Origin of the sequence: Occallatibacter sp. (assembly GCF_036502485.1) — a bacterium.
Taxonomy (GTDB): Bacteria; Acidobacteriota; Terriglobia; order Terriglobales; family Acidobacteriaceae; genus Telmatobacter.
The window spans coordinates 1-20,683 of sequence record NZ_DASXYM010000070.1; the positions used below are offsets into that span (position 1 = coordinate 1).

Below are 20,683 nucleotides of genomic sequence, written 5' to 3' on the forward strand. Positions count from 1 at the left end.
CGCCATCACGGATCGGGTGCCTCGACTTGTGACAGCTTGATTCTTGGCCCCTTGACTCGTGACCGCGGACACAGTCACGCCCGTTCTCTCCGGTCCATACTTGCTCCCTGCGCTCTCATGAAATCCCTCGTGCCATCCCGCACCGCATGTCACGATAACCCGTCCACCCACTCACCATCTGTTAACCAGAAAACTAATAGGGTTTCACCCCCATTCGCTGCAAAATATTTCTTCGAAAATGTCGGCTAATTTATTCATAATAAATGCATTAGATGCCAAAATAACAGCTGCTCGGATTTTCGCCCCAAACCCGAATAAAATACGAAAGATAGACGAATAAACCTTCCTCAGAATAACCTCGCCCAGCGCCTGATTATTACTAAGTAGTAACTGTGCCGTCTCACCACCTCCCGGACCAAGCCCGCATCTCGCCTGCCCGCCTGAGTCCCTCCGTGGATACGCCCACTGCGAATTCGTCTGGCTTTCGTCCAACTCCCATGCGACCCTGAACTGTACCGGAAGCTGCGTATTCGAGGGCTGCGCCCGCGCACCCTCCTTCCCCATGATCGACAGGCCGCGCACCACCCGGCTTGAGCCAGAGAGCCCACTATGCCCAGAGGTTTTGGCAACACCGCATTCGAGCCCGTCCAGGAGACCCGCGACACGGAACTCACTCTCGGCCCGGCGGCGCTGATTGGCCTGGCGGCCGCCCTGTTTGTGGTTTGCGGAACGTTTTTCTTCTGGGGCTATTCGATCGGCCATCGGAACCCGGCTGAAGGACTGGCGGTCGCGCCGGCACCATCCACGGAGCCCTCCGCCGCACAACTTCTCAGCCAGTCAAAACCGGCGCCGAATCAGAGCGCCCTGCCGAATCACGCAGATACTCAGGACCCCGCTGCTGCCGCTGATGAGCCCGCTCCGTCTGCCTCCAAGGCGGCGGTCCCCGTGGCCGCCGCCTACACTCCCGGCAATGCCGCGCCGCCAGCCGGCGGAAGTCCTGCGATGGTGCAGACCGCCCTCCCCGCCCAGCAGGCTGCCAGCCAACCTGCTGCTGCCGGGCAGGTCCAATCCGCCCTGAGCCAGGGCACGGTGTGGATGGTGCGGATCGCCGCCGTCTCCCATGCCGAGGATGCGGACGTGCTGGTGAGCGCCCTGCGCAAGCGCGGCTACGCCGTATCGTCTCGCCGCGACCCCGCGGATAATCTGCTGCATGTGCAGGTGGGACCCTTCGCAACCCACGGAGATGCCTCTGCCATGCGCCAGCGCCTGCTCAACGACGGCTACAACGCCATCATCGAGCCGTAGCCCAGCCAGCCCCGCATCCCTTAGCTGCGCATCCACTCCGGCAGGCCGGAAGCGATGGATGCCCGAACCGCTGCCATCAATTCATCCCGGCCAGAGAACGCGTGCGGGTCAATCGGCTCGTGGAACACAATATGCGCGATTCCCGGCTTGATGCTTATACTGCCCTTGCGCATCATGGTTTCGGTGCCATAAATCGATATGGGCACCACCGGCGCGCCCGTCTCCATCGCAAGATAGAACGGCCCCTTCTTGAAGGGCAGCATGCGCCCGTCGCGCGAACGGGTTCCTTCCACAAACGTGGTGATGTGCAGCCCCTTCTCGAGCACGCTGCGCGCCGCCGCCACGCTTTCAATGGCGCTCTCCACGCGGCCCTCGCGCTCCACTGGAACGAACTCCCCAAGCTTCATGCCATAGCCGAGCACAGGGATCTTCATGAGCGACCGCTTGAGGAACGCGGACGTGCGGCCCGGCAGTCGCGGAAAGAGCACAGGCGGGTCGAGATTGGAAACATGATTGGCCATGAAGATGCACGCCGTGTGCGCTGGCACCCGCTCGGCGCCTTCCACCTCCACCCGGACGCGCGCCAGCCGCAACGCCAGCCGCACAATCCCAAGCGAAGCGTTATAGAGCGGTGTCGCATCGCCCGTCACCATGGCCCACGGAATGAACACCACCGCCGCGGGTGCGCCCAGGATCAAGATGGTGGCGAGCAGCGTGAGTGAGGCGAGCATATAAGTCAGGCGCGAGCTTGCAGCCGTGCGGGAAGCTTCTCGTAGATGCCGTCAAACCCGCCGTTCGACAGGATGGCGACAACGTCACCCTGCTTGAGTTGGGGAACGACTTCATCCAGGATGTGGTTGACATCAGGATAGAGCGCGGCCGCAGTGCCGCCGTTGCTGAGCGCGCGGACAACGTCCTCCGGGTGCAGACGCTCCTCTTCCGCGATGCGCTGCTGCTGGTAGACGCCGGCGAGAACCACTCGATCCGCCAGGCGCAGGCTTTCAACCAGCTCGCCTTCGAGCACCTTGCGCCGCAGCGTATTCGATCGCGGCTCCAGCACAGCCCACAGCCGCCCCTGCGGATAGAGAGCGCGGAGCGCGCGCAGCGTCTCGCGGATCGCCGTTGGGTGATGCGCAAAATCGTCGATGATGGTAATGCCGCCGATCTCGGCGCGTACTTCAAGGCGGCGCTTCACGCTCTTGAACTCCGCCAGAGCCGTCTGGATGCTCTCTAAAGACACGCCCTGATTCGCTGCGAGCGCCGCGGCCGCCGTGGCGTTGAGGGCGTTATGCTCGCCGCCCAGGCGCATTTCGAGATCCGCCCATTGCGCCCCGCTGCGCCAGACCTCCCAGCGCATCAGGCCGCCTTCCAGCCGGAGATTCTGGATGCACCATTCGGATTCGGACTTGAACCCGTAGCGCTCTACCCGGCAGAAGGCTCGCGATATACATTCCGTGACGTTGCTGCTGCCGTCATAAGCGACGATCACCCCACGCCGTGGAACCAGGTTCACCAGCCGCTTGAACGCTGTCTTCACGGCCTCCAGGTCGGCGTAGATATCCGCGTGATCGAACTCTACGTGCGTCAGGATCAGCCCGTCAGGAAAGTAGTGGAGGAACTTCGGCCCCTTGTCGAAAAACGCCGTGTCGTACTCGTCGCCTTCAATGATGAAGGTGCGCGTGGGGCGAAGCTGAAAGCTCGATCCGAAGTTCTCCGCCACGCCGCCAATCAGAAACGACGGCTCCCGCGCAGGGACCTGGCGCGCGGCTACCTGGTAAATCCACGACAGCAGGCTTGTCGTAGTCGTTTTCCCATGCGTGCCGGCCACAACCAGCGACTCGCGCCCCTTGAGAAACTCCTCGCGCACCAGTGCCGCCATCGACGTGAATGGAATGCGTTCATCAAGCACGCGCTCCACCTCGGGGTTGCCGCGCGAAAGCGCGTTGCCGATCACCACAAGGTCCGGAACCGGGTCCAGGTTCGATTCCGCGTAGGGTTCGTGGATGCGAATGCCGAGCTCGCGCAGTTGATCGCTCATGGGCGGATAGGCTGCGTTGTCAGAGCCCGTGACGCGGTGGCCCTGCAACTGCAACAGTCCCGCAATGGAGGCCATCGCGGTGCCACAGATCCCGACCAGGTGAATGTGTTTGGGAGACTGACTCACGCTGTCACCGCCGGGATACCGAGACTCGCCATAGCCTTCTTCATCGTGTAAGCGTGCACACCTCTATTCTCCTATTCTCTGACGACGGGCTCGATGAGGCGAAGTTCTGTTTCTTTCCCCGCATCCAGCTCGGCCTGCACCCCGAACACCAGCGTGACGTTCTGGCGCGAGACATGGCCGCTGCGCAACCCAAAGGCGACAGGGACGTCCATGCCCTCAAGCGCATGGAGAATCGCGCGCTCCAGCAGGTCGGGATCGGCGCCCGGCGATGCGCAGTCGAGCATCTCCCCGAACACGATGCCCCGTACACCCTCCAATTTGCCGGCGCGGCGTAACTGCCACAGCATGCGGTCGATCTGATACGGCTTGGCGCCCACGTCTTCAAGAAACAGAAGCTTGCCCTCCGTCTGCGGCTCGTAGGCGGTGCCCAGCAGGGAAACGATGATGCTGAGGCAACCGCCATAGAGCGTGCCACGTGCGATGCCGGGTCGTAATGTGCGCAGGCCCTCTGCCGCCCCCAGGGTGTAGGGATCACCCGCCAGCGATGCCGTGAAGCTGGGCAGATGCACGCCGTCTTCCAGATAGAAATCCGCCGCGAGCATCGGCCCGTGAAAGACGGCAAGGCCGAGCTTGTCGAGCAGGTAGAGCTGCGTCCCAGTGAGGTCGCTGTAAGCGAAAAAGGGCTTGGGGTGCTGCCCGATCAGCTTGAGGTCGAGATCGTCGAGAAGATAGTTGGAGCCGTAACCGCCGCGCAGCGCCATGACCACGTGCGACTCGGGATCGGCGAAAGCCGCATGCAGATCGGCGATGCGCTGCGCGGGCGTGCCGGCAAAGAAGAGTGGTCCGCGCGCCAGGGCATTTTCAGAAAATTGCGGCGCGAAACCCGCCGCCTGCAGCCCTTTCATGCCGTCATCGATGCGGTCCTGCCGCGCAAACGAGGCCGGCGCAATCAGGCGGACAGCAGCCTTCGATGACAAAGGAGCCAGACGGATCAGAGGTACGGAATTCATCCCCAGGCCTCGCCGCGCGCAATGAGGGATGCCGGGCCTGTGAGTTGCAACTCCGTGCCGGGCCCATTCCACGCGACGGTCTGTCCGCCGCCGGGCGCGAGGACGCGCAGTGGCGAGGTGCCGCCGTGCAGCGCGATCGCTGCAGTGGCCGATGCGGATGTTCCCGTGCCTGAGGAGGAGGTGGGTCCCACGCCGCGCTCGAAGATGCGAATCTCGATCTCCCCGGGATTCAAGATGCGGACGAACTCCACGTTGATCTGATAGGGAAAATCGGGGTGGCCGCAAATCTGCTGGCCGATGCTCTGCCAGCCCTGGCCATCGACGGAAAAGTCCGCGTTGTCGACCAGAATGACGAAGTGCGGATTTCCTGTCGAGACAATCACGCCTTCAATCTGTACTCCGCCGGGGATGGTGACCGTGCGCGCAGTAAACTCAGGCACGCCCATGCCGGTCGTGACGTCGACTGTAAAACCCTTCTCCCTGTTTACCGAGTTCACATGGCAGATGCGCAGGCCCGCGTCTGTTTCGATTTCGAGGGTATCGCCGGGAAGCGCCCCGGCGGCTTCGGCCATCCAGGCAGCCACGCAGCGTGTCCCGTTCCCGCTGATCTCGGCGACCGACCCGTCTGCGTTGTGCAGGCGAATGCGGCCTTCCCTCGCGCCTGGACCGGATTGATTGGTCCAGGCAAAAAACTCAACTCCGTCGGCGCCCACACCCGTGTTGCGCGCGCACAACTGCCGCGCGAGTTCCGCCCAGTCGCGCCCCGCTGCCGCTTCCTCCGTAACAATAAGAAAATCGTTGCCGCACGCGTGCGCCTTGGTGAAGGGAATCAATCTTCCTCCGGGTCGCGGAAAGTATGGACGGTATCAATGGCAGGCTCGGCGTTCAACCGCTCCCGCAATCTGAAGTGCTTGTTCGCCGTTGCTGTGAGAACAAAGGTGACGCGCTGCAGGTCTCCAATTGCGTCCCGGTCGACGTTCGTCAGTCTTTCGCCGCATCGATCCATGGCGTCCAGAATCGAGGTTAGCATCAGCGTCTGATCGCGGCCGCGCATCTCGTAGATAAGCGGGTAGCCCTTCAGATTGCCGCGGCGCTCGAGGAATCCAACCACTTCAAGCGCAACGATCACGATCACCGTGGCGATACAGGCCGCGGCATAAAGGCCGGCCCCCGCCGCCATCCCGATAGATGCGACGACCCACACACTGGCTGCGCTGGTGAGGCCGCTCACGCGGCTTCGGTTGTGAACGATAAGACCGGCGCCAAGGAATCCGATGCCCTGCACAATGTTGGAAGCCACGCGGCCTTTGTCCGCCGTGTCGCCGGCGAGTACCGCCGAGAGCAGCGTGAAGAACGCAGAGCCCATGCAGATGAGCAGGTTGGTGCGCACGCCGGCGGCTTTGCGCTTCACCTCGCGCTCCAGGCCGATAACAGCGCCCAGAATGCATGCGAGGAACAAGCGGCCGACAGCGCCGCCGGCAACCGCGCCCTGCTGCAACCAGCTGAAGCTGAACGGCTGGGCTAAATGGGCCACGCTCATGGCAGTTTGTCCTTGGCCGATGCTACCACTGCATCGTGAACTGCAGCCGCGCCGATTACGTGCGAGGTATCGGAGGCGTAAAGCGTCACGTCGGGCTGTTCAGGCCAGGAAAAGTGGGCGATCGCAACCATGCCCGCCGGATGCGCGCGAATGGCTTGCTCAATCTGGTCTCCTGCCAGTGCCATGGCAAAGGAGGCGTGCTGCGCGGGCGCGTTCAATGCCGCCTGGTAGTACTCGCGGTCGCTCTCGTTAATGGTCTGACGCAGAGAGATTCCGCTCAGGGCCACAATCTGCGGATAGACCGAGGTATTCATCAGCACCACGGCGTCAGGATGTGCGGCAAGCTGTGTGCGAAGGGCTGCGGCGATGACGCGCTCATACGGACGCCGCGCGGAGGCATTCTTCACGCCCTCAACGTATACCAGAGGCCGATGGCGGAGCATGATGCCGAGATTCAGCCCAACCAGCACTAGCAGGAGGACGGCCGCGGCCCTCGTCCAGCGCGGCTTAAATTCGCCCATCCCCGTGAGGACGAAACTGGCCGCACCACCCACACCCAGAGCAAGAGCCGGCAGCATCTCAAGTCCATAACGCGTGTTGTAGTAGGAGTGCGGCCACCATACCGGCAAAAAAATCGGCACTGAACCATACGCGACCGAGTATGCGTAAAACGGCACCGGCAGCCACAGCAGCAGAGCCCACAGGAACCCCTTGCGCCGCCCGATCAACCATCCCCAGGCCGTTCCCAACAAGCTTAGGACAAGAAGCAGATTGCCCCACTGCTCGGCGACAGCCACCATCTCGGTTGTCTTCACATAGAAAATGAGCGAAACCCACGGGTTGTGCCAGCCGGGGTGAGGCGGTCCGGATCCCGGTGTGGCCGTGTGCAATTCGATCGCTTTGGCCGAATAGGGACCGCGCGCGAAGTCGAGCCAGTCGCCGAAGACGACCTGGTTGTACACCAGCCAGACGACGGGAGCGGCAATGACGATCGCCGACGCGGCACAGAAAGCGGCACCGCGCAGTTGGCCGCGCCTGCGCAGCACGATGCCGATGGAGGTCCACGCGAGGAAAGCCATGATCCAGCCGTCATAGCGCGTGAAAACGGCGGCGGCCAGAACGACGGCTATAGGCCAAAGAAGGCGCCTGCTCCGGCCAATATCCCCTGAAGCCAGGCTCGAGCGCCACTCTACCAGCCAGACCACGGTCCACACCATCTCGCATACAAACAGCGGCTCCGTCATCGCCGTGGTCTGCAGATACAGAAGATTCGGATTAAGAGCGAAGAACGCGAAAGCGACCGCCGCGGGCGCCGGAGGCAGCCATTGGCGGCCAAGCCGGTAGACGCCCCAGCAGGATGCCAGCCACACCAGGCAGGAGGGAATCAATCCGGCCATGCCATTGCGCCACCACTCGAAGTGCGCCACGAACGGGATCATCAGCAGATGCGGGAACGGCAGCCACACCGACCCCAGCTGGGTTAGACCGGGACGGTGCGAATCGATGACGCGGCGCGCGATGTGCAGATGCGCCTCCGCATCGCCGTAGTTGAGCAGCGCGTCATGCTGCCAGCTCCAGGCAATCGCCACCAGCGATACAGCCGCGCAGCAGGCCAGCACGGCCATGGCTTCGCGGCGTCCAATGCGGTTGTCAATCAACGGTTCAACTCGTCCAATGAACGCACAAGCGGCGTCAGATTACCAGCCGAGGTATTTGCCGAAGAGCAGGCCTACACGGTCTTTTGCCGCTGCGGGGATGACGTCCGGCTGCGTGAGTACAGCGTACTTTGCCGCGGACGCGCAGGCGCATGTGCGAGCCCCGCTCGCTGTGGGCGGCAGGGCAGCCACAGCCTGTTTCACCACTTCGCAGGCGTTCGCCGCATTCTTGTGCAGAACCGCGACGATCTCTTCAATAGTCACCGAATCATGGCCTTCGCGCCAGCAATCGTAGTCGGTCACCATAGCCACCGTTGCGTAGCAGATCTCGGCTTCGCGTGCCAGCTTGGCCTCCTGCAGATTGGTCATCCCGATCACGTCGGCGCCCCAGCTGCGATAGAGGTTTGACTCGGCCTTGGTCGAGAACTGCGGGCCCTCCATGCAAACGTAGGTGCCGCCCAGCTTTCCCACCACTCCTGCTTTGCTGCAGGCTTCATTCGCGGCTTTGGCCACCGTGGCGCACACCGGATCGCCAAACGCGACATGGCCCACAATGCCGTCCCCAAAAAACGTGGAGATGCGATGGAATGTGCGGTCGATGAACTGATCGGGAATCACGAAGTCCGTGGGCTTGTGCTCTTCCTTGAGCGAGCCGACGGCGGAGACCGAAAGAATGCGCTCCACGCCCAGTTTCTTGAATGCGTAAATGTTGGCGCGGAAATTCAGCTCCGACGGCAGAATGCGATGGCCGCGGCCGTGACGCGCCAGAAACGCAACCTTGCGGCCCTCAAGCTCGCCCAGCACAAAGGCATCGGACGGATCGCCGAACGGCGTCTCCACGCGCTCTTCATGGATGTTGGTGAATCCGGGCATGGAGTAAAGCCCGCTGCCGCCGATAATGCCGATCTCCGCCTCAGCCAATGCTCGCTCTCCTCAGGCGCGCCGTCGCGCGCGTTCAGCGTAGTTGTGCAAAGGTCCAGTATAAAGGCTGCGCTGTGCGGAACCGGTCGTGGTTCAGGCCCGGAGAGATGTTGTGATTTCGCCTTCCAGTGCGGACGGCAAAAGCCTTCCCACGGCCCACCCGGCGAGCAGGAGGCTGGGCGCCTGGATGCGTGGTTCGCTGCCCAGAGTCGCCAACGTTGTGTGCCGCACCTGCTGGTCAGGTTGGGCGGCGCGTGAAACCAGCACGCAGGGGAAATCAGCCGGCAGCCCCTCGGAAAGCCACTGCTCGGCCAAAAGCCCAAGGTCGCGTCCCGGCATGTAGACCACGCGCGTCGCGTTTTCAATGGCGGGCACCGTGTCCTCATTATGCGATTGCGCGTGATGACCAGTGGAGAAGAGGACACCCGACGCAGTGCGGCGATCGGTAAGGGAAGCGGGAATGGACGCGGCCGCAGCCAGCGCAGAGGTGATTCCGGGAACGACCTCAAACGCCACCCCGGCGTCGCGAAGAGCGTCCATCTCTTCGGCTGCGCGGCCAAAGATGAGCGGGTCGCCGCTCTTCAGGCGGACGACAGACCGGCCGCCCTGCGCGTGCTCAATCATCAGTGCGTTGATCTGATCCTGCGTGATGTGCTTCGCGCCGCACCGCTTGCCCACATTGACGATTTCAGCGCTCGAGGCCAGGTCCAGAATGGCTGCGGGGACCAGATCGTCATGAAGCAGCACGTCGGCGGACTGGATCAAGCGTGCGGCTTTGAGCGTCAGCAGGTCCGGGTCGCCGGGACCGGCGCCAACCAGGTAGACACGCGCGCCGTGGCTGGAACCGGCATGAGCGCGTGATGTGCGAGCCATGAGACGCGTGGGACAGGTCGTCGATGCGCACAGCGGACGCTGCGCCAGTTCGTGCAGAAGCAGGCGCCGCTCTTCGCCGCGTGGGTGCGTCTCCAGGATCTCGCGGCGCAGCTCGCCGATCTGCTCAAGCCATGGCCCCACATCCTGCGGGAGTTGCCCGTCGATCTCGCGGCGCAGGCGCTGTGCCAGCGCGGGGCTCTCACCAGCAGTCGAAATCGCGATCTGCAATTGCCCTCGCGCGACGATCGACCCGAAAAAGAAATCGCAATTGGGAATGTCATCCACGCTGTTGCAGAAGATGCCGCGCCGCCTGGCTTCACCGTACACGGCGGCATTGACCTCCGGCTGATCTGTCGCGGCAATCACAAGTTCGTGGCCGTCCAGGTCGGCCGGCTGGAACGGCCGCTCTATCCACTCGATCCTGCCCTCAACGGCGAGCGCGCGAACTTCATCAAGAGCCGCGGGCGCCACAACCCGCAGGTGCGCGCCGGTTTTGAGCAGGGTGCCAATCTTCTCGAGCGCAACGGCGCCGGCGCCCACAACAAGGATGGGGCGCCCTTCGAGTTTCAAAAAGATCGGCAAGAGGCTCATGCGGTTTTCCCTTCTCCGAATTGGCTATTCGGCAACGGCGTGCGGCACCGGACCGGTCGGCAAGTCGCGCTCGACGGCTCCCACAGGCTCGCCCGCCAGATACGCGCGAAGCTCATCGTTGCTGTGACGACGGAACCATGCGCGCAGGTTCTCGTCGCTGCTCCGGCTGCCCACGTATTCGCGCAGCAGGCGCTCAATCGACTCCGGCACCAGGGTTGCGGGACAGCGATAGCCCACGGGCCGCGCAATGCCGGCGTACTCGCCCACTCCGCCGCCCAGGCAAAAGTAGAAGGCGTCCACCATCTGCCCCTCATGCTTGATCTTCTTGCCTTCCATGCCGATGTCTGCGATCCAGTGCTGGCCGCAGCTGTTGGGGCAGCCAGTCACGTGCAGGCGCAGTTCCTGGTCGAACTGCGGCAGGCGCTCTTCCATCTCTTCCACAACCCAGCGCGTGAAAGCCTTGGTTTCAGTGATGGCCAGCTTGCAGAATTCGGTGCCGGTGCACGCGATCGCGCCGCGCCAGAATGGGGTGCCATCCACATGCAGCCCGATCTGCCCGAGTTCCTTCACCAGTTCCCCGGTGTTCTTATGTGCAACGTCGACGAAGATCAAATTCTGGGTGATGGTGGCGCGCAGGTTGCCGCTGCCAAAGCGATCGGCCAGATCGGCGGCGGCCTCAAGCTGTTCGCCCGTCATGCGGCCGCGCAACACGCTGGCGCCCACATACGAAAGCCCCGCCTGCTTTTGCGGATGCACGCCGGCATGGTCGCGCAGCGTGCCACTCGGCACCTTGTCTTCCACGCCGCGGAAAAGGGTAAAGTCGAGCCGGCTCTGCAACTCGTCAAGGAACTTCTCCGCCGTCCAGCCTTCCTTGATGAAGAGATACTTCAGGCGGGCCCGGTCGCGGCTCTCGCGCAGGCCTTGCTGATCGCGGAAAATCTCGGCGACTGCCTTGACCACCGGCACAGCCTGGTGCGGCAGGATAAACGCGTCGAGCTTGTGCGAGAGGTGCGGCTCCTTCGACAGGCCTCCGCCCACCCGCAGCGAGTAGCCCACCTCACCTTCGCGTTCCGCGGCCGTGAGGGCAACGTCATTGATCTCGGGATAGTTGCACCAGTCCGGGCAGCCCGTGGCCGTAATCTTGAACTTGCGGGGCAGGTTGACGAAATCAGGATTGGCGGTGAGTAGGTGAGCGATTTCGCGCGCTACCGGCGAAGCGTCAATCATTTCATCGTGCGCCAGGCCGGCCAGAGGACAACCGGTTACGTTGCGCACCACGTCCCCGCAGGCGCCCTTCGGCGACAGCCCGATCGAGGCGAGGGTATCGACAACCTCCGGCAGCGACTCGATGGTGAGCCAGTGAAGCTGAATGTTCTGCCGGGTCGTAATGTCGGCCAGGTTGCGGCCATGCTTGCGCGCCAGTCCGCCGATCGTCCGCAACTGATGCGCGGTGAGGATGCCGTTGGGAATGCCCACACGGAGCATGAAGAACTCCGTCGCCAACCCTTCACCGCCCTTGCCCCCCGTCGCCCCGACCCCGTCGCCCTGCGTGTACACGCCCCACCATTTGAAGTAGAACGACGCCCACTCCGGAAGAACGCTGGCGCGCCCGTCGCGCGCAAAGCGGCGCACCTCGTCAAACGCCGCCCATGGATCCAACTGCTTCTTCAGGCGTTCCGATCGCTGGGCCTTTGTTTCTTTCTCGGGGACTGCGGTGCTCATGAGGATGCCTCGGCTTTCTTTGCTGTTGCGGATGTGGCGATGCGCAAGCTGTTGAGTGACCGGAAAGTTCGGCTACTCTCCTTGCAAAATGCGAACGCCCGCGACGGGTAGGCCATCGCGGGCGTCGGGAAACCTGAACTACGAACTAAATCTCAATGCAGGTCACCTGTGCGCGCGATGCGTACATACAGCAGCGACAACAGGTAAAACCGTGCATAGGGGGATGATACCGGCGCGAGGGGCCGCATTGCAACCGATAACTCTCCGCCGTTCGCAGGGCGGCAGACATCAAAGGCAATTTCCGCCATCAGAGCGTCTTGATTGCATTGCGCTTAGGCTCGATGGTGACCTGCCAATCCATCTCCTGTTCCGCGCCATCGTGACTGAGCACCAGCTTTTGGATATCGAGCCGCCCTTCCGTCACTTCGACGCGAATGTTGTCTGGATTCAGAGTGATGGTGCCAAATGCCGAGGCCGTCGAAAAGAACGTTGTGAACGGACGCTGCCTCAGCTTCGGACCGAAGTGCAACGTTCTGTCCACCGCCGAGTAGCGAAAGCCAGACAGCGCGCCGAGCAGGGCATAGCTCGACATGGCGCGGGCATACCAGTTACCGCACTCGTACTCATTCCATGGATTGCGTGTGCGGCCGTCATAGCGGCTGCGGGCCGCGTTCACGATCGTGAGCCCTTCGTTAACGAAGTCTTCCGCGATGAGGTGCGAGGCAACCTGGTACTCAATGCCCGTCCAAACCTCGTCGGAGTAGACAAAGGGTAGCGTAGGCTTGTCCCCTTGCGGCCAGCTGCACAGCAGCAGCCCCGGTTCATGGCCCATGGCATAGCCGGGTCGCTGCGCATTGGCGTGTTCGCTCAGATCGGTTTTGAAGTTATGCGTGAAAATGGAGTGCAGCCCCGAGCGCACATTCTTCTGCGCCAGTGGCGTGTCGATTCCATACATGCGCGCCATCCATGCGCCGATGACCCCGTCTGACAGGCAGCCGCGGCCGTACTGATAGTTCGGGCCCTCGCGCTTCAGCAACTGCTGCATCTCGCTGCTTTGATCGTTCACCTCGGCAATGGATTTGGCGAACGATTGATCGCGCAAACCTTCATATTGAACGCGCTGTTCGTAGTAGTCTCCGTTGAAGAGATGCTGGTCCATGTAGGCTGCGGTGCGCGTTGCGAGTTCTGTGTAAGAGCGCGAGTCAGCTTCCTCGCCTGCCGCCTCCGCCATCCTTGCCATTGCGGACAGTGCGCCCAGATAGATGCTGGAGCACATCGGCTCAGCGCCCCAAAACTCGATGTCGTAAGTATTATGGTGCGGTTCAAACAGCGCCCCGCGGTGATCGGGATCCCACGTGCCGATCCCGTACTCGAGGCTCCGCTTGGCCAGCGGGTACATGCGTTTGAGCCACTCGGTGTCGCCCCCAATCTGCCAGTCGCGGTAGAGCTTCATGATGCCGCCAAGCTGTCCATCGGACGCAGCGTGCCAGCTGTGATCGACTGGGCCGTCAGGAATGGCTCCCCTGAAGTTGATGTGCCCCCGCTCGTCCATGGAGCGGCCCAGTTCAAGATCGCGAAGCGTGCGCTCCAGCTGCGGATATAGGTGCGGCAAGGCTTGGGCGTAGTTCCACACATGCGTGCAGGATCCGTGGCAGCAGCCGTTATCCGGAAAACAGCCCTCCCAGCCCCAGATATTGCCGTTCTTCTCGCGCAGAATTGTCGGCGATTTCACGATGGCCAGGTTCGCGGAGATAGCATCCAGCACATACGGCGGCAGCGTAGACGAAAACAGCGCGTCTTTGAACTGGACCGTCCGACGGCGCAGGTCGGTGTAGTTCTGCTCGATGGAAAGAGCGACTTCTCGTGCGTCCTTCCACTGGCCGGCATACCAGGGGCTCCATGGAGCGGGTTTTCCATCGGCCATGGTCCGGCAACCCGGGCGGCCTTCGAGTCCGGCGATGGGCTTGGCCAGTCCTTCGGTGAGATAACTGTTGGGAAAATGCCACGTGATCAGGACGGTGTGTGTCCGCGAGCCGCCGGGAGCCAGCGTCCCCGGCAGCAGGATCGAGGCGCCATTGCGGCCGGCGTGGTCGACGCGGTTGGAGCCGTCGTTGGCGGTAAAGGTGCCGGTGGATACCTCGCGCCATAGAGCCGAGAGCGAGTCGAACTCCCAGCCGGGGCTGCGCAGCCACATGGCCTTGATTTTTGGCGAATCGCCTATCGCCATCAGAACCGCGCTGCCGTAGGACTCAGCGTTGGGCGCTTCGCGATTCGTAAGGAACGCCCCTTTTCCGGGAATGGCGGCGTTCAATGAGGAGGCCTGGTCGGGCTGGCAGCCGGGCGCCAGATGCGAAAGATGGTAGGAGAACTCGTAGTCCACCTTGTGCGCGGATGGGTTGTGCAGCGTGTATTCGAGGAGTGCGCAGGGAATCCCGGAGTTCTTGTCGTCCAGAGGGATGAAGGGATTCCAGCCCGTGACCGTCACTTCGAGTGGGACCGAGGTATCGGAAAGCTTTGCTGTGCCGAATGGGAATTCGCCCTGGAAGGAGGATTTCGCAAATCGCGGAAATCCTTCGAATCCGCCACGGCGCAAACCCTGGCCCTGCAATCCCTGGTCGAAGATCTTGAACGGCGGAAAAGGGCCTTCCACGAGCTTGGTTACAGGAGCGTGGCCCTTGATGTGAAGGATGGCGAAGGCGGCTTCAGGCGAATCTGAGGTGAAGCCCTCCGGCAGGGCGGTGCTTTCCGGGCGGGTGCGGATGGAGAAATCCTGAAGGCCTCCGTACCCATTCATGCAGACGCAGCCTGCGCCGATGCCGCCGATAGGCATGGCGATCTGGGTCGCCTTGTCGCCGCTGAACGTGCGCTGGGGGCCGGGACGGTGCAGTTCTTCCGGTGAGTACGGAGAACGAGCTTCAGGCTGGTGCTCATGAGAAGCCTGCGCCTGTGCGATTGCAGGTGCGGCCGCGGCCAGGGTGGCGGCGGAACTGGCGAGGAGGAACTCGCGGCGGGTGGGCCGCTTGTTTGAGGACATGCCTATCTCCGGGAGCAAGTGACAGGCAAAGAGTAGCACTCGCGCCGACAGGACGGGACACCTCAGACTACGCGTTTCTGCGCATAAAACGTTTGTTTTTCAGCTTTAAATGTGCGGGGAGGCGAGCGGTTTGACGGAGAGGAGCGGCAGAGAGAGAATAGGCGAATATACGGCGAAGTGAATCTTCGCAGTAAACATTCCGCAATCGGACCCCCGAGACCTTCCTCCATGGCTTCCGCCGCTACAGTTCGCCGTCAAATTGAGCTTTCACTGGAAGCGAAGTTTCCCTCTGCCCTTTCACCAGCGGCGCGGACGGTGCGGGAGGTTGCGTCGACCGGAGTGGAGGCTGCCGACCGGATTCTGGAGGGCGGCCTGCCGGTGGGGGCGATCAGCGAGATTGTAGGGCCGGCGTGCTCGGGTCGGACCACCCTGGTGCTGTCGTTTGTGGCGCAGAGAACGGCGGAGGGAAGCGTGTGCGCGTGGGTGGACGTGCAGGATGCGCTGGATCCGGAGTCGGCGGCGGCGAACGGGGTTCCTCTAAAGCAGTTGCTTTGGGTGCGGTGTCAAAACCACCTGAAGTCAGCCCAGTCAATCCAGCGAGTCCGGGCTCATCAGCCACAACAGCATGGCCTGCACTCGCGGGTAGGTAAGCCCTGGACACGTCTGGATCAGGCGCTCCGGGCCACGGATCTGCTGTTGCAGGCAGGCGGTTTTGCAGCCATTGTGCTGGATTTGGGGGATACGGAGGCGGAGCACGGGACGCGGATTCCACTGGCGACCTGGTTCCGGTTCCGGCAGGCGGCGGACCGGACCCGGTGCTCGCTGGTGCTGCTGGGCAAAGCGGCGTTTGCGCAATCGAGTGCGGCGCTGGCGCTGACCTGCTCGCCACTGCGCGCGGAGGCGGCTGGGGGCACTGTGTTGCGTGGATTCACGGCAGAACTGGAGAAAGAAAAGCAGCGGTTCGCGCCGGGAATGGCGGGGAAGAAGAAGGGACCGGCGAGTGCCTGGTCGGCAGGTGCGGCGTGGAATCCCGAATTGAAGAGGCGGGCATGAGCGAACTGTACTTATGTGTGCACGTGGCGGAGTTTCCCGCGCAGGCGTTGCTGCGGCTGCGCAATGACCTGACGGGCGAACCGGTGGTGGTGATGGAGGGTGCAGCTCCCCATGAGTTTGTGTGCGCGATAAACGGACATGCGCTGCGGCGCGGCACGGCCATGGGCATGTCGCGGCTGGATGTGGAGGGGCTCACGGGAGTGCGGATGCTGACGCGATCGGAGGAGAGCGAGGCGGCGGCGCGGCTGGTGGTTCTGGAGCGGGCGGCCAAGTTTTCGCCGCGCATCGAGGAGGCGAGCGCGGGGACGGCCTGCGCGTTTGTGCTGGACATTACCGGCACGGAAAGGCTGTTTGGGCCGCCGGAAAAACTGGCCCAGCGTCTCCGGGACGATCTGTCTGCTGCGGGTTTTCGGGCGTCGATCACTGTGAGCGGGAATTTTCATGCGGCCGCCATCAAGGCGGCATGGACCAAGGGAATCAATGTGATTCCCGAGGGCGCAGAGGCGGTGGCGCTCGCCAGGTTGCCGCTCAGTGCGCTGGGGCTCGATGAGGATCCGCGGGAGACCTTCGCGGTGTGGGGAATCCGCACCCTGGGCGAATTGGCGGCGCTGCCGGAAGTGGAACTCATTACACGGCTGGGGCAGCGAGCCAGAGCGTGGCGGCAAAGAGCATGGGGTGAGCTGCCGCACGCGTTTCAACCGATGGAGCCGGCGTTTGCGCTCCGTGAGTTTCTGGCTTTCGAAGACGCGGTGGAGGAGATGGATTCGCTGCTGTTTGTCGGCGGACGGATGATCGACGCACTCGTGGAACGGGCTGGCGACCGTGCGCTTGCACTGGCACGCCTCACGGTCAGAATGAAGCTGGACGGCGGGGCGGGACATGAGCTGCATCTGCGGCCGGCGATTCCATCGGGGGATCGGAAGTTTTTGTTGAAGCTGCTGCAGTTGGAGATCGCGGCGCATCCGCCGCAGGCGGCGGTGCTGCACTTCGAGCTTACGGCGGAGGCGGCGCCGTCGAGCCTGGTGCAACTGGGCCTTTTTGCGCCGCAGACGCCGGAGCCCTCGCGCCTGGATGTGACGCTGGCGCGGCTGAAGGCGATTGTGGGTGAGGACCGCGTGGGATCTCCGGTTCTCGTGGACGGGCATCGACCCGGTGCTTTCGAAATGACGGACTTCCGGGTCGATGGAAAGGATGAGACTGCGCAGACGCAGGGGCCGCGGATGGGCCTGCGAAGGCTGCGGCCGGCCTTGCCGGTGCGGATGTGGCTGCGGGAGGGCGAACCTTCGGCATTTGCGACCAGGGAGCTGCGTTACGAGGTGACGGCGGCCTATGGGCCATGGCGGACGAGTGGGAGCTGGTGGGCGCCGGACGAGTGGGATACAGAAGAGTGGGATGTAATGGCCGCCGGTGCCGAGAAGGTGCCGCTGGCATGCCTGCTCGTGCATGATCGGGCGCAGGATTCATGGCAGCTCGAGGCCATGTATGACTGAGAAGGCTAACTATGTCGAACTGCATGCGGCCAGCGCGTTCAGTTTTCTGAGCGGGGCGTCGCAGCCGGAAGAGCTGATTACGCGCGCCGGAGAACTCGGCATGCCGGCAATGGCGCTGGCGGACCGCAATGGCGTGTACGGGGTGGCGCGGTTTCACTCCGCCGCCGGTCGCTGCGGCGTGAAGGCGCACATTGGGGCGGAAATTGCGGTTTCCTCGCTTGGTGACATGCTGACGCCGGCGCCTTGGCTGCCGCATCAGTTTCCGGCCGAACCGCCGCGCGTGACCCTGCTGTGTGCCTCGCAGGCCGGGTACCAGAACCTCTGCCAGTTGATTACGCGCTTCAAGATGCGCGAGACCACCAAGACCGAGGGCGCGGCGACGCTCGAGGATCTGGAGGAGTTTGCGGACGGGCTGATCTGCCTGACGGGCGGCGAGGAAGGGCCGATCGCGGCGGGGCTCGCACAAGGCGGGTGCGACGAATCGCGCAAGAGGTTAGACAAGCTGGCCGGGGTTTATGGCGGCGGCAACGTGTACGTGGAACTGCAGCGGCACCAGCTTCGCGAGGAGGAGAGCCGCAACCAGGCGCTGCTGGGGCTCGCGGAGCGCGCAGGTCTGCCGGTGGTCGCAACCAACGGAGTGCGTTATGCGCAGCCGAAGGACCGTGAGCTGCTGGACGTGTTTACGGCCATCAAGCATGGAACCAGGCTGGACAAGGCGGGGCGGCTGCTGACGGCCAATACGGCACGGGGGTTGCGGACGCCTGCGGAGATGGCAAAGCTCTTTCGTGACATTCCCGAGGCGATTGCGAATACGCAGATTGTGAGCAACCGGCTTGAGTTCACGCTGAACAACCTGGGCTACGAGTTTCCCAAATATCCCCTGCCGGGCGGCGATACCCTCGACAGCTTTCTGGCCAAGCGTGTGGATGAGGGCGTGCGCAAGCGGTATGGAGCGCCATCGAAGCGCCATTTACTCGAGAAAGCGCGCAAGCAGGTGCAACATGAGCTGGCGTTGATTGCGAAGCTGGGGTTCGCCGGGTATTTCCTGATTGTGTGGGACATCATCCGATATTGCCAATGGAACGGGTTCCTGGTGCAGGGAAGGGGGTCGGCTGCCAACTCCGCTGTGTGCTATGCGCTGGAGATTACAGCGGTCGATCCGGTCGGCATGGAATTGCTGTTCGAACGGTTCCTGAGCGAGAGCCGCGGGGAGTGGCCGGACATCGATCTGGACCTTGCTTCGGGGGATCAGCGCGAGCAGGTGATCCAGTACATCTACGAGCGCTATGGCGCCGTGGGCGCGGCCATGACGGCGAACGTGATCAGCTACCGCAGCCGGTCCACGGCCCGCGAAGTGGGCAAAGCGATGGGCTTTGACGAGGAGCAGATTGGGAGGCTCTCCGGGCTGGTGGGGCACTGGGAGTGGCGGGGCGCGAACGACACCATGGCCAGCCACTTTGCCAACGCAGGGTTCGACGTGCGGCATCCGCGGATTGCGCATTATCTCGACATCTGCATGCGCATGCAGGACCTGCCGCGGCACCTGGGGCAGCACTCCGGGGGGATGGTGATCTGTGCGGGGATGCTGAACCGTGTGGTTCCGATTGAGCGCGCCAGCATGCCTGGCCGCACCGTCGTGCAGTGGGACAAGGAGGACTGCGCGGACCTGGGCCTGATCAAGGTGGACCTGCTGGGGCTGGGCATGATGGCGGTGCTGAAGGACACGATCGAGTTGATCCCGCAGCACTACGGCAAGCACGTCGAGCTGGCGGCGCTGCCGGAAGATCCACTGGTGTATGAGACGCTGCGCAAGGCCGATACAGTGGGGATGTTCCAGGTGGAGAGCCGCGCGCAGATGGCGTCGATTCCACATAACGCGCCGCGGCGGTTCTATGACCTTGTAGTGCAGGTGGCGATCATCCGGCCGGGGCCCATTGTGGGGAAGATGATGCATCCGTACATGCGGCGGAGGCAGGGAAAGGAGGAGGTGAGCTATGCGCATCCCTCGCTGGAGCCGGTGCTCAAACGCACGCTCGGAGTCCCGCTGTTCCAGGAGCAGTTGCTGCGGATGGCGATGGTGGTGGCGGATTTCACGGGTGCGGAAGCGGAGGAACTGCGTAGAGCCGTGGGCATGCGGCGATCGATGCAGCGGATGAAGGATCTGGAGGGGCGGCTGCGCTCGGGCATGACGAAGAACGGGATCGGCCAGGAGGCGCAGGACGCGATTGTGCAGGGGATCAGCTCGTTTGCGATGTATGGATTTCCGGAGAGCCACGCGGCGAGCTTTGCGCTGATTGCGTATGCGTCGGCCTATTTGAAGGTGTACTTTCTGGCGGCGTTTACGTGCGGGTTGCTGAACAACCAGCCGATGGGGTTTTATGCGCCAGCGGTGCTGATCAAGGATGCGCAGCGGCACGGGTTGCGGGTGCGGCCGATGGATGTGCAGAGGTCGGAGTGTGTGTGCACGCTGGAGCATGAGGCGGATGGGTCGGTATCGCTGCGGATTGGATTGAACTACGCAAAGGGCCTGCGGAAAGCGGCGGCGGAGAAGCTGGTGTCGGCGCGGCTGCAGGATGGGGAGTTCCGGAGCGTGGAGGAGATGGTGACGCGGGCGCCGGAGCTGAATCGGAAAGAGCTGGTGCTGCTGGCGCGGATTGGGGCGTTGAATGCGCTCGAGACTGTGGAGCATCGGCGCGATGCGTTGTGGCAGGTGGAGCAGGCAGGGCGGCCGGTGGGGCCACTGTTCAAGGAGACGTTGAAAGCACGTGGTGCGGACGTTCTCTCTATCTCAAATCTCAAAAGCGAGACACGGGGTACCCAGGTTGCGGCATCAACGTCGGGGCCGCTGTGGAGGATGACGACCGATGAGCGGCTGGCAGCGGATTTTGGGGGGACAGGGCTGACGACCGGGCCATCTCCCATGGCATATGCGCGTGCGGAGTTGCGGGCGCAGGGGATGGTGACCGCTGACGATCTGACACGCGGCGTAAATGAGCAACGCGTGTGCCTGGCGGGATGCGTGATTGCAAGGCAGAGGCCGGGGACGGCGAAGGGTTTCGTGTTCCTGTCCATCGAGGATGAGACGGGGATTGCGAATGTGATTGTGACGCCGGATGTGTTCGAGGCGAACCGGGTGGTGGTGACGCGGAGCCGGTTTCTGCGTGTGGAGGGCAGGCTGCAGCAGCAGGATGGAGTGACGCATGTGAAGGCCGAGCGGCTGGCGCCGATTGAGATTACGACAGCGACGGTGCGGTCGAGGGATTTCCATTGAGGGCAGGGAATGACACTCAGGGCTTGCCCACATTGACGCGGCGGGAGCGGGGTC

The 20,683-nt window shown here is 63.1% G+C and carries 14 protein-coding genes; 4 read left to right on the forward strand and 10 right to left on the reverse strand.

The annotated features are described in order from the left end of the window. The first annotated feature begins 609 nt into the window (after positions 1 to 609). Positions 610 to 1,305 (forward strand): SPOR domain-containing protein, encoded by a 696-nt coding sequence (locus tag VGL22_RS10375; protein WP_465266844.1) that lies wholly within the window; start codon positions 610 to 612, stop codon positions 1,303 to 1,305. Positions 1,306 to 1,325: 20 nt separating this feature from the next. On the opposite strand, the gene VGL22_RS10380 is transcribed toward VGL22_RS10375, so the two are convergent. The 10 genes from VGL22_RS10380 to VGL22_RS10425 form a co-directional block, all read right to left on the reverse strand. Next, entirely contained in the window at positions 1,326 to 2,036 is a 711-nt protein-coding gene (locus VGL22_RS10380; RefSeq protein WP_465266845.1) for a lysophospholipid acyltransferase family protein, read from the reverse strand. Positions 2,037 to 2,041: 5 nt separating this feature from the next. Continuing rightward, entirely contained in the window at positions 2,042 to 3,418 is a 1,377-nt protein-coding gene (gene mpl / locus VGL22_RS10385) for a UDP-N-acetylmuramate:L-alanyl-gamma-D-glutamyl-meso-diaminopimelate ligase (RefSeq protein WP_465266865.1), read from the reverse strand. A gap of 122 nt (positions 3,419 to 3,540) precedes the next feature. Beyond that, positions 3,541 to 4,479, reverse strand: a complete 939-nt coding sequence (locus VGL22_RS10390; RefSeq protein WP_465266846.1) for a S66 peptidase family protein — start codon at positions 4,477 to 4,479, stop codon at positions 3,541 to 3,543. Beyond that, on the reverse strand, positions 4,476 to 5,312 hold the full coding sequence (dapF, locus tag VGL22_RS10395) for a diaminopimelate epimerase (RefSeq protein WP_465266847.1): 837 nt from the start codon (positions 5,310 to 5,312) through the stop codon (positions 4,476 to 4,478). The genes VGL22_RS10390 and dapF overlap by 4 nt, the downstream gene beginning before the upstream one ends. Continuing rightward, positions 5,309 to 6,019 (reverse strand): MgtC/SapB family protein, encoded by a 711-nt coding sequence (locus tag VGL22_RS10400; protein ID WP_465266848.1) that lies wholly within the window; start codon positions 6,017 to 6,019, stop codon positions 5,309 to 5,311. Before VGL22_RS10400 ends, dapF begins: the two co-directional genes overlap by 4 nt. After that, entirely contained in the window at positions 6,016 to 7,677 is a 1,662-nt protein-coding gene (locus VGL22_RS10405) for a hypothetical protein (protein WP_465266849.1), read from the reverse strand. The genes VGL22_RS10400 and VGL22_RS10405 overlap by 4 nt, the downstream gene beginning before the upstream one ends. A gap of 39 nt (positions 7,678 to 7,716) precedes the next feature. Beyond that, positions 7,717 to 8,595: an S-methyl-5'-thioadenosine phosphorylase gene (mtnP, locus tag VGL22_RS10410; protein WP_465266850.1), complete on the reverse strand. Its 879-nt coding sequence runs from the start codon at positions 8,593 to 8,595 to the stop codon at positions 7,717 to 7,719. Between the two features lie 93 nt (positions 8,596 to 8,688). Next, a complete protein-coding gene (cysG, locus tag VGL22_RS10415) occupies positions 8,689 to 10,059 on the reverse strand; it encodes a siroheme synthase CysG (RefSeq protein WP_465266851.1) in 1,371 nt (456 codons plus the stop codon). Between the two features lie 24 nt (positions 10,060 to 10,083). After that, positions 10,084 to 11,781, reverse strand: a complete 1,698-nt coding sequence (locus VGL22_RS10420; RefSeq protein ID WP_465266852.1) for a nitrite/sulfite reductase — start codon at positions 11,779 to 11,781, stop codon at positions 10,084 to 10,086. 307 nt (positions 11,782 to 12,088) lie between these two features. Continuing rightward, the gene (locus VGL22_RS10425) at positions 12,089 to 14,815 is read right to left on the reverse strand and encodes a GH116 family glycosyl hydrolase (protein WP_465266853.1); all 2,727 of its coding nucleotides are present in this window, start codon (positions 14,813 to 14,815) and stop codon (positions 12,089 to 12,091) included. A gap of 228 nt (positions 14,816 to 15,043) precedes the next feature. Between VGL22_RS10425 and VGL22_RS10430 the strand changes: the two genes are divergently transcribed. The 3 genes from VGL22_RS10430 to VGL22_RS10440 are packed head-to-tail and all read left to right on the forward strand — an operon-like array spanning position 15,044 to position 20,629. After that, complete coding sequence (locus tag VGL22_RS10430; protein ID WP_465266854.1) at positions 15,044 to 15,868, forward strand: P-loop NTPase family protein; 825 nt, start codon at positions 15,044 to 15,046, stop codon at positions 15,866 to 15,868. Then, the gene (locus VGL22_RS10435; RefSeq protein WP_465266855.1) at positions 15,865 to 17,358 is read left to right on the forward strand and encodes a DNA polymerase Y family protein; all 1,494 of its coding nucleotides are present in this window, start codon (positions 15,865 to 15,867) and stop codon (positions 17,356 to 17,358) included. The genes VGL22_RS10430 and VGL22_RS10435 overlap by 4 nt, the downstream gene beginning before the upstream one ends. Continuing rightward, positions 17,351 to 20,629, forward strand: coding sequence for a DNA polymerase III subunit alpha (locus VGL22_RS10440; RefSeq protein ID WP_465266856.1), 3,279 nt, complete (start codon positions 17,351 to 17,353; stop codon positions 20,627 to 20,629). Before VGL22_RS10435 ends, VGL22_RS10440 begins: the two co-directional genes overlap by 8 nt. Positions 20,630 to 20,683: the final 54 nt, after the last annotated feature.

Excerpts from the sequence above, each read along its gene's own strand:
- VGL22_RS10375 (WP_465266844.1), top strand. The coding sequence starts at position 610 with ATGCCCAGAGGTTTTGGCAACACCGCATTCGAGCCCGTCCAGGAGACC.
- VGL22_RS10380 (WP_465266845.1), bottom strand. The coding sequence starts at position 2,036 with ATGCTCGCCTCACTCACGCTGCTCGCCACCATCTTGATCCTGGGCGCA.
- mpl (WP_465266865.1), bottom strand. The coding sequence starts at position 3,418 with ATGGCCTCCATTGCGGGACTGTTGCAGTTGCAGGGCCACCGCGTCACG.
- VGL22_RS10390 (WP_465266846.1), bottom strand. The coding sequence starts at position 4,479 with ATGAATTCCGTACCTCTGATCCGTCTGGCTCCTTTGTCATCGAAGGCT.
- VGL22_RS10400 (WP_465266848.1), bottom strand. The coding sequence starts at position 6,019 with ATGAGCGTGGCCCATTTAGCCCAGCCGTTCAGCTTCAGCTGGTTGCAG.
- cysG (WP_465266851.1), bottom strand. The coding sequence starts at position 10,059 with ATGAGCCTCTTGCCGATCTTTTTGAAACTCGAAGGGCGCCCCATCCTT.
- VGL22_RS10420 (WP_465266852.1), bottom strand. The coding sequence starts at position 11,781 with ATGAGCACCGCAGTCCCCGAGAAAGAAACAAAGGCCCAGCGATCGGAA.
- VGL22_RS10425 (WP_465266853.1), bottom strand. The coding sequence starts at position 14,815 with ATGTCCTCAAACAAGCGGCCCACCCGCCGCGAGTTCCTCCTCGCCAGT.
- VGL22_RS10430 (WP_465266854.1), top strand. The coding sequence starts at position 15,044 with ATGGCTTCCGCCGCTACAGTTCGCCGTCAAATTGAGCTTTCACTGGAA.
- VGL22_RS10435 (WP_465266855.1), top strand. The coding sequence starts at position 15,865 with ATGAGCGAACTGTACTTATGTGTGCACGTGGCGGAGTTTCCCGCGCAG.
- VGL22_RS10440 (WP_465266856.1), top strand. The coding sequence starts at position 17,351 with ATGACTGAGAAGGCTAACTATGTCGAACTGCATGCGGCCAGCGCGTTC.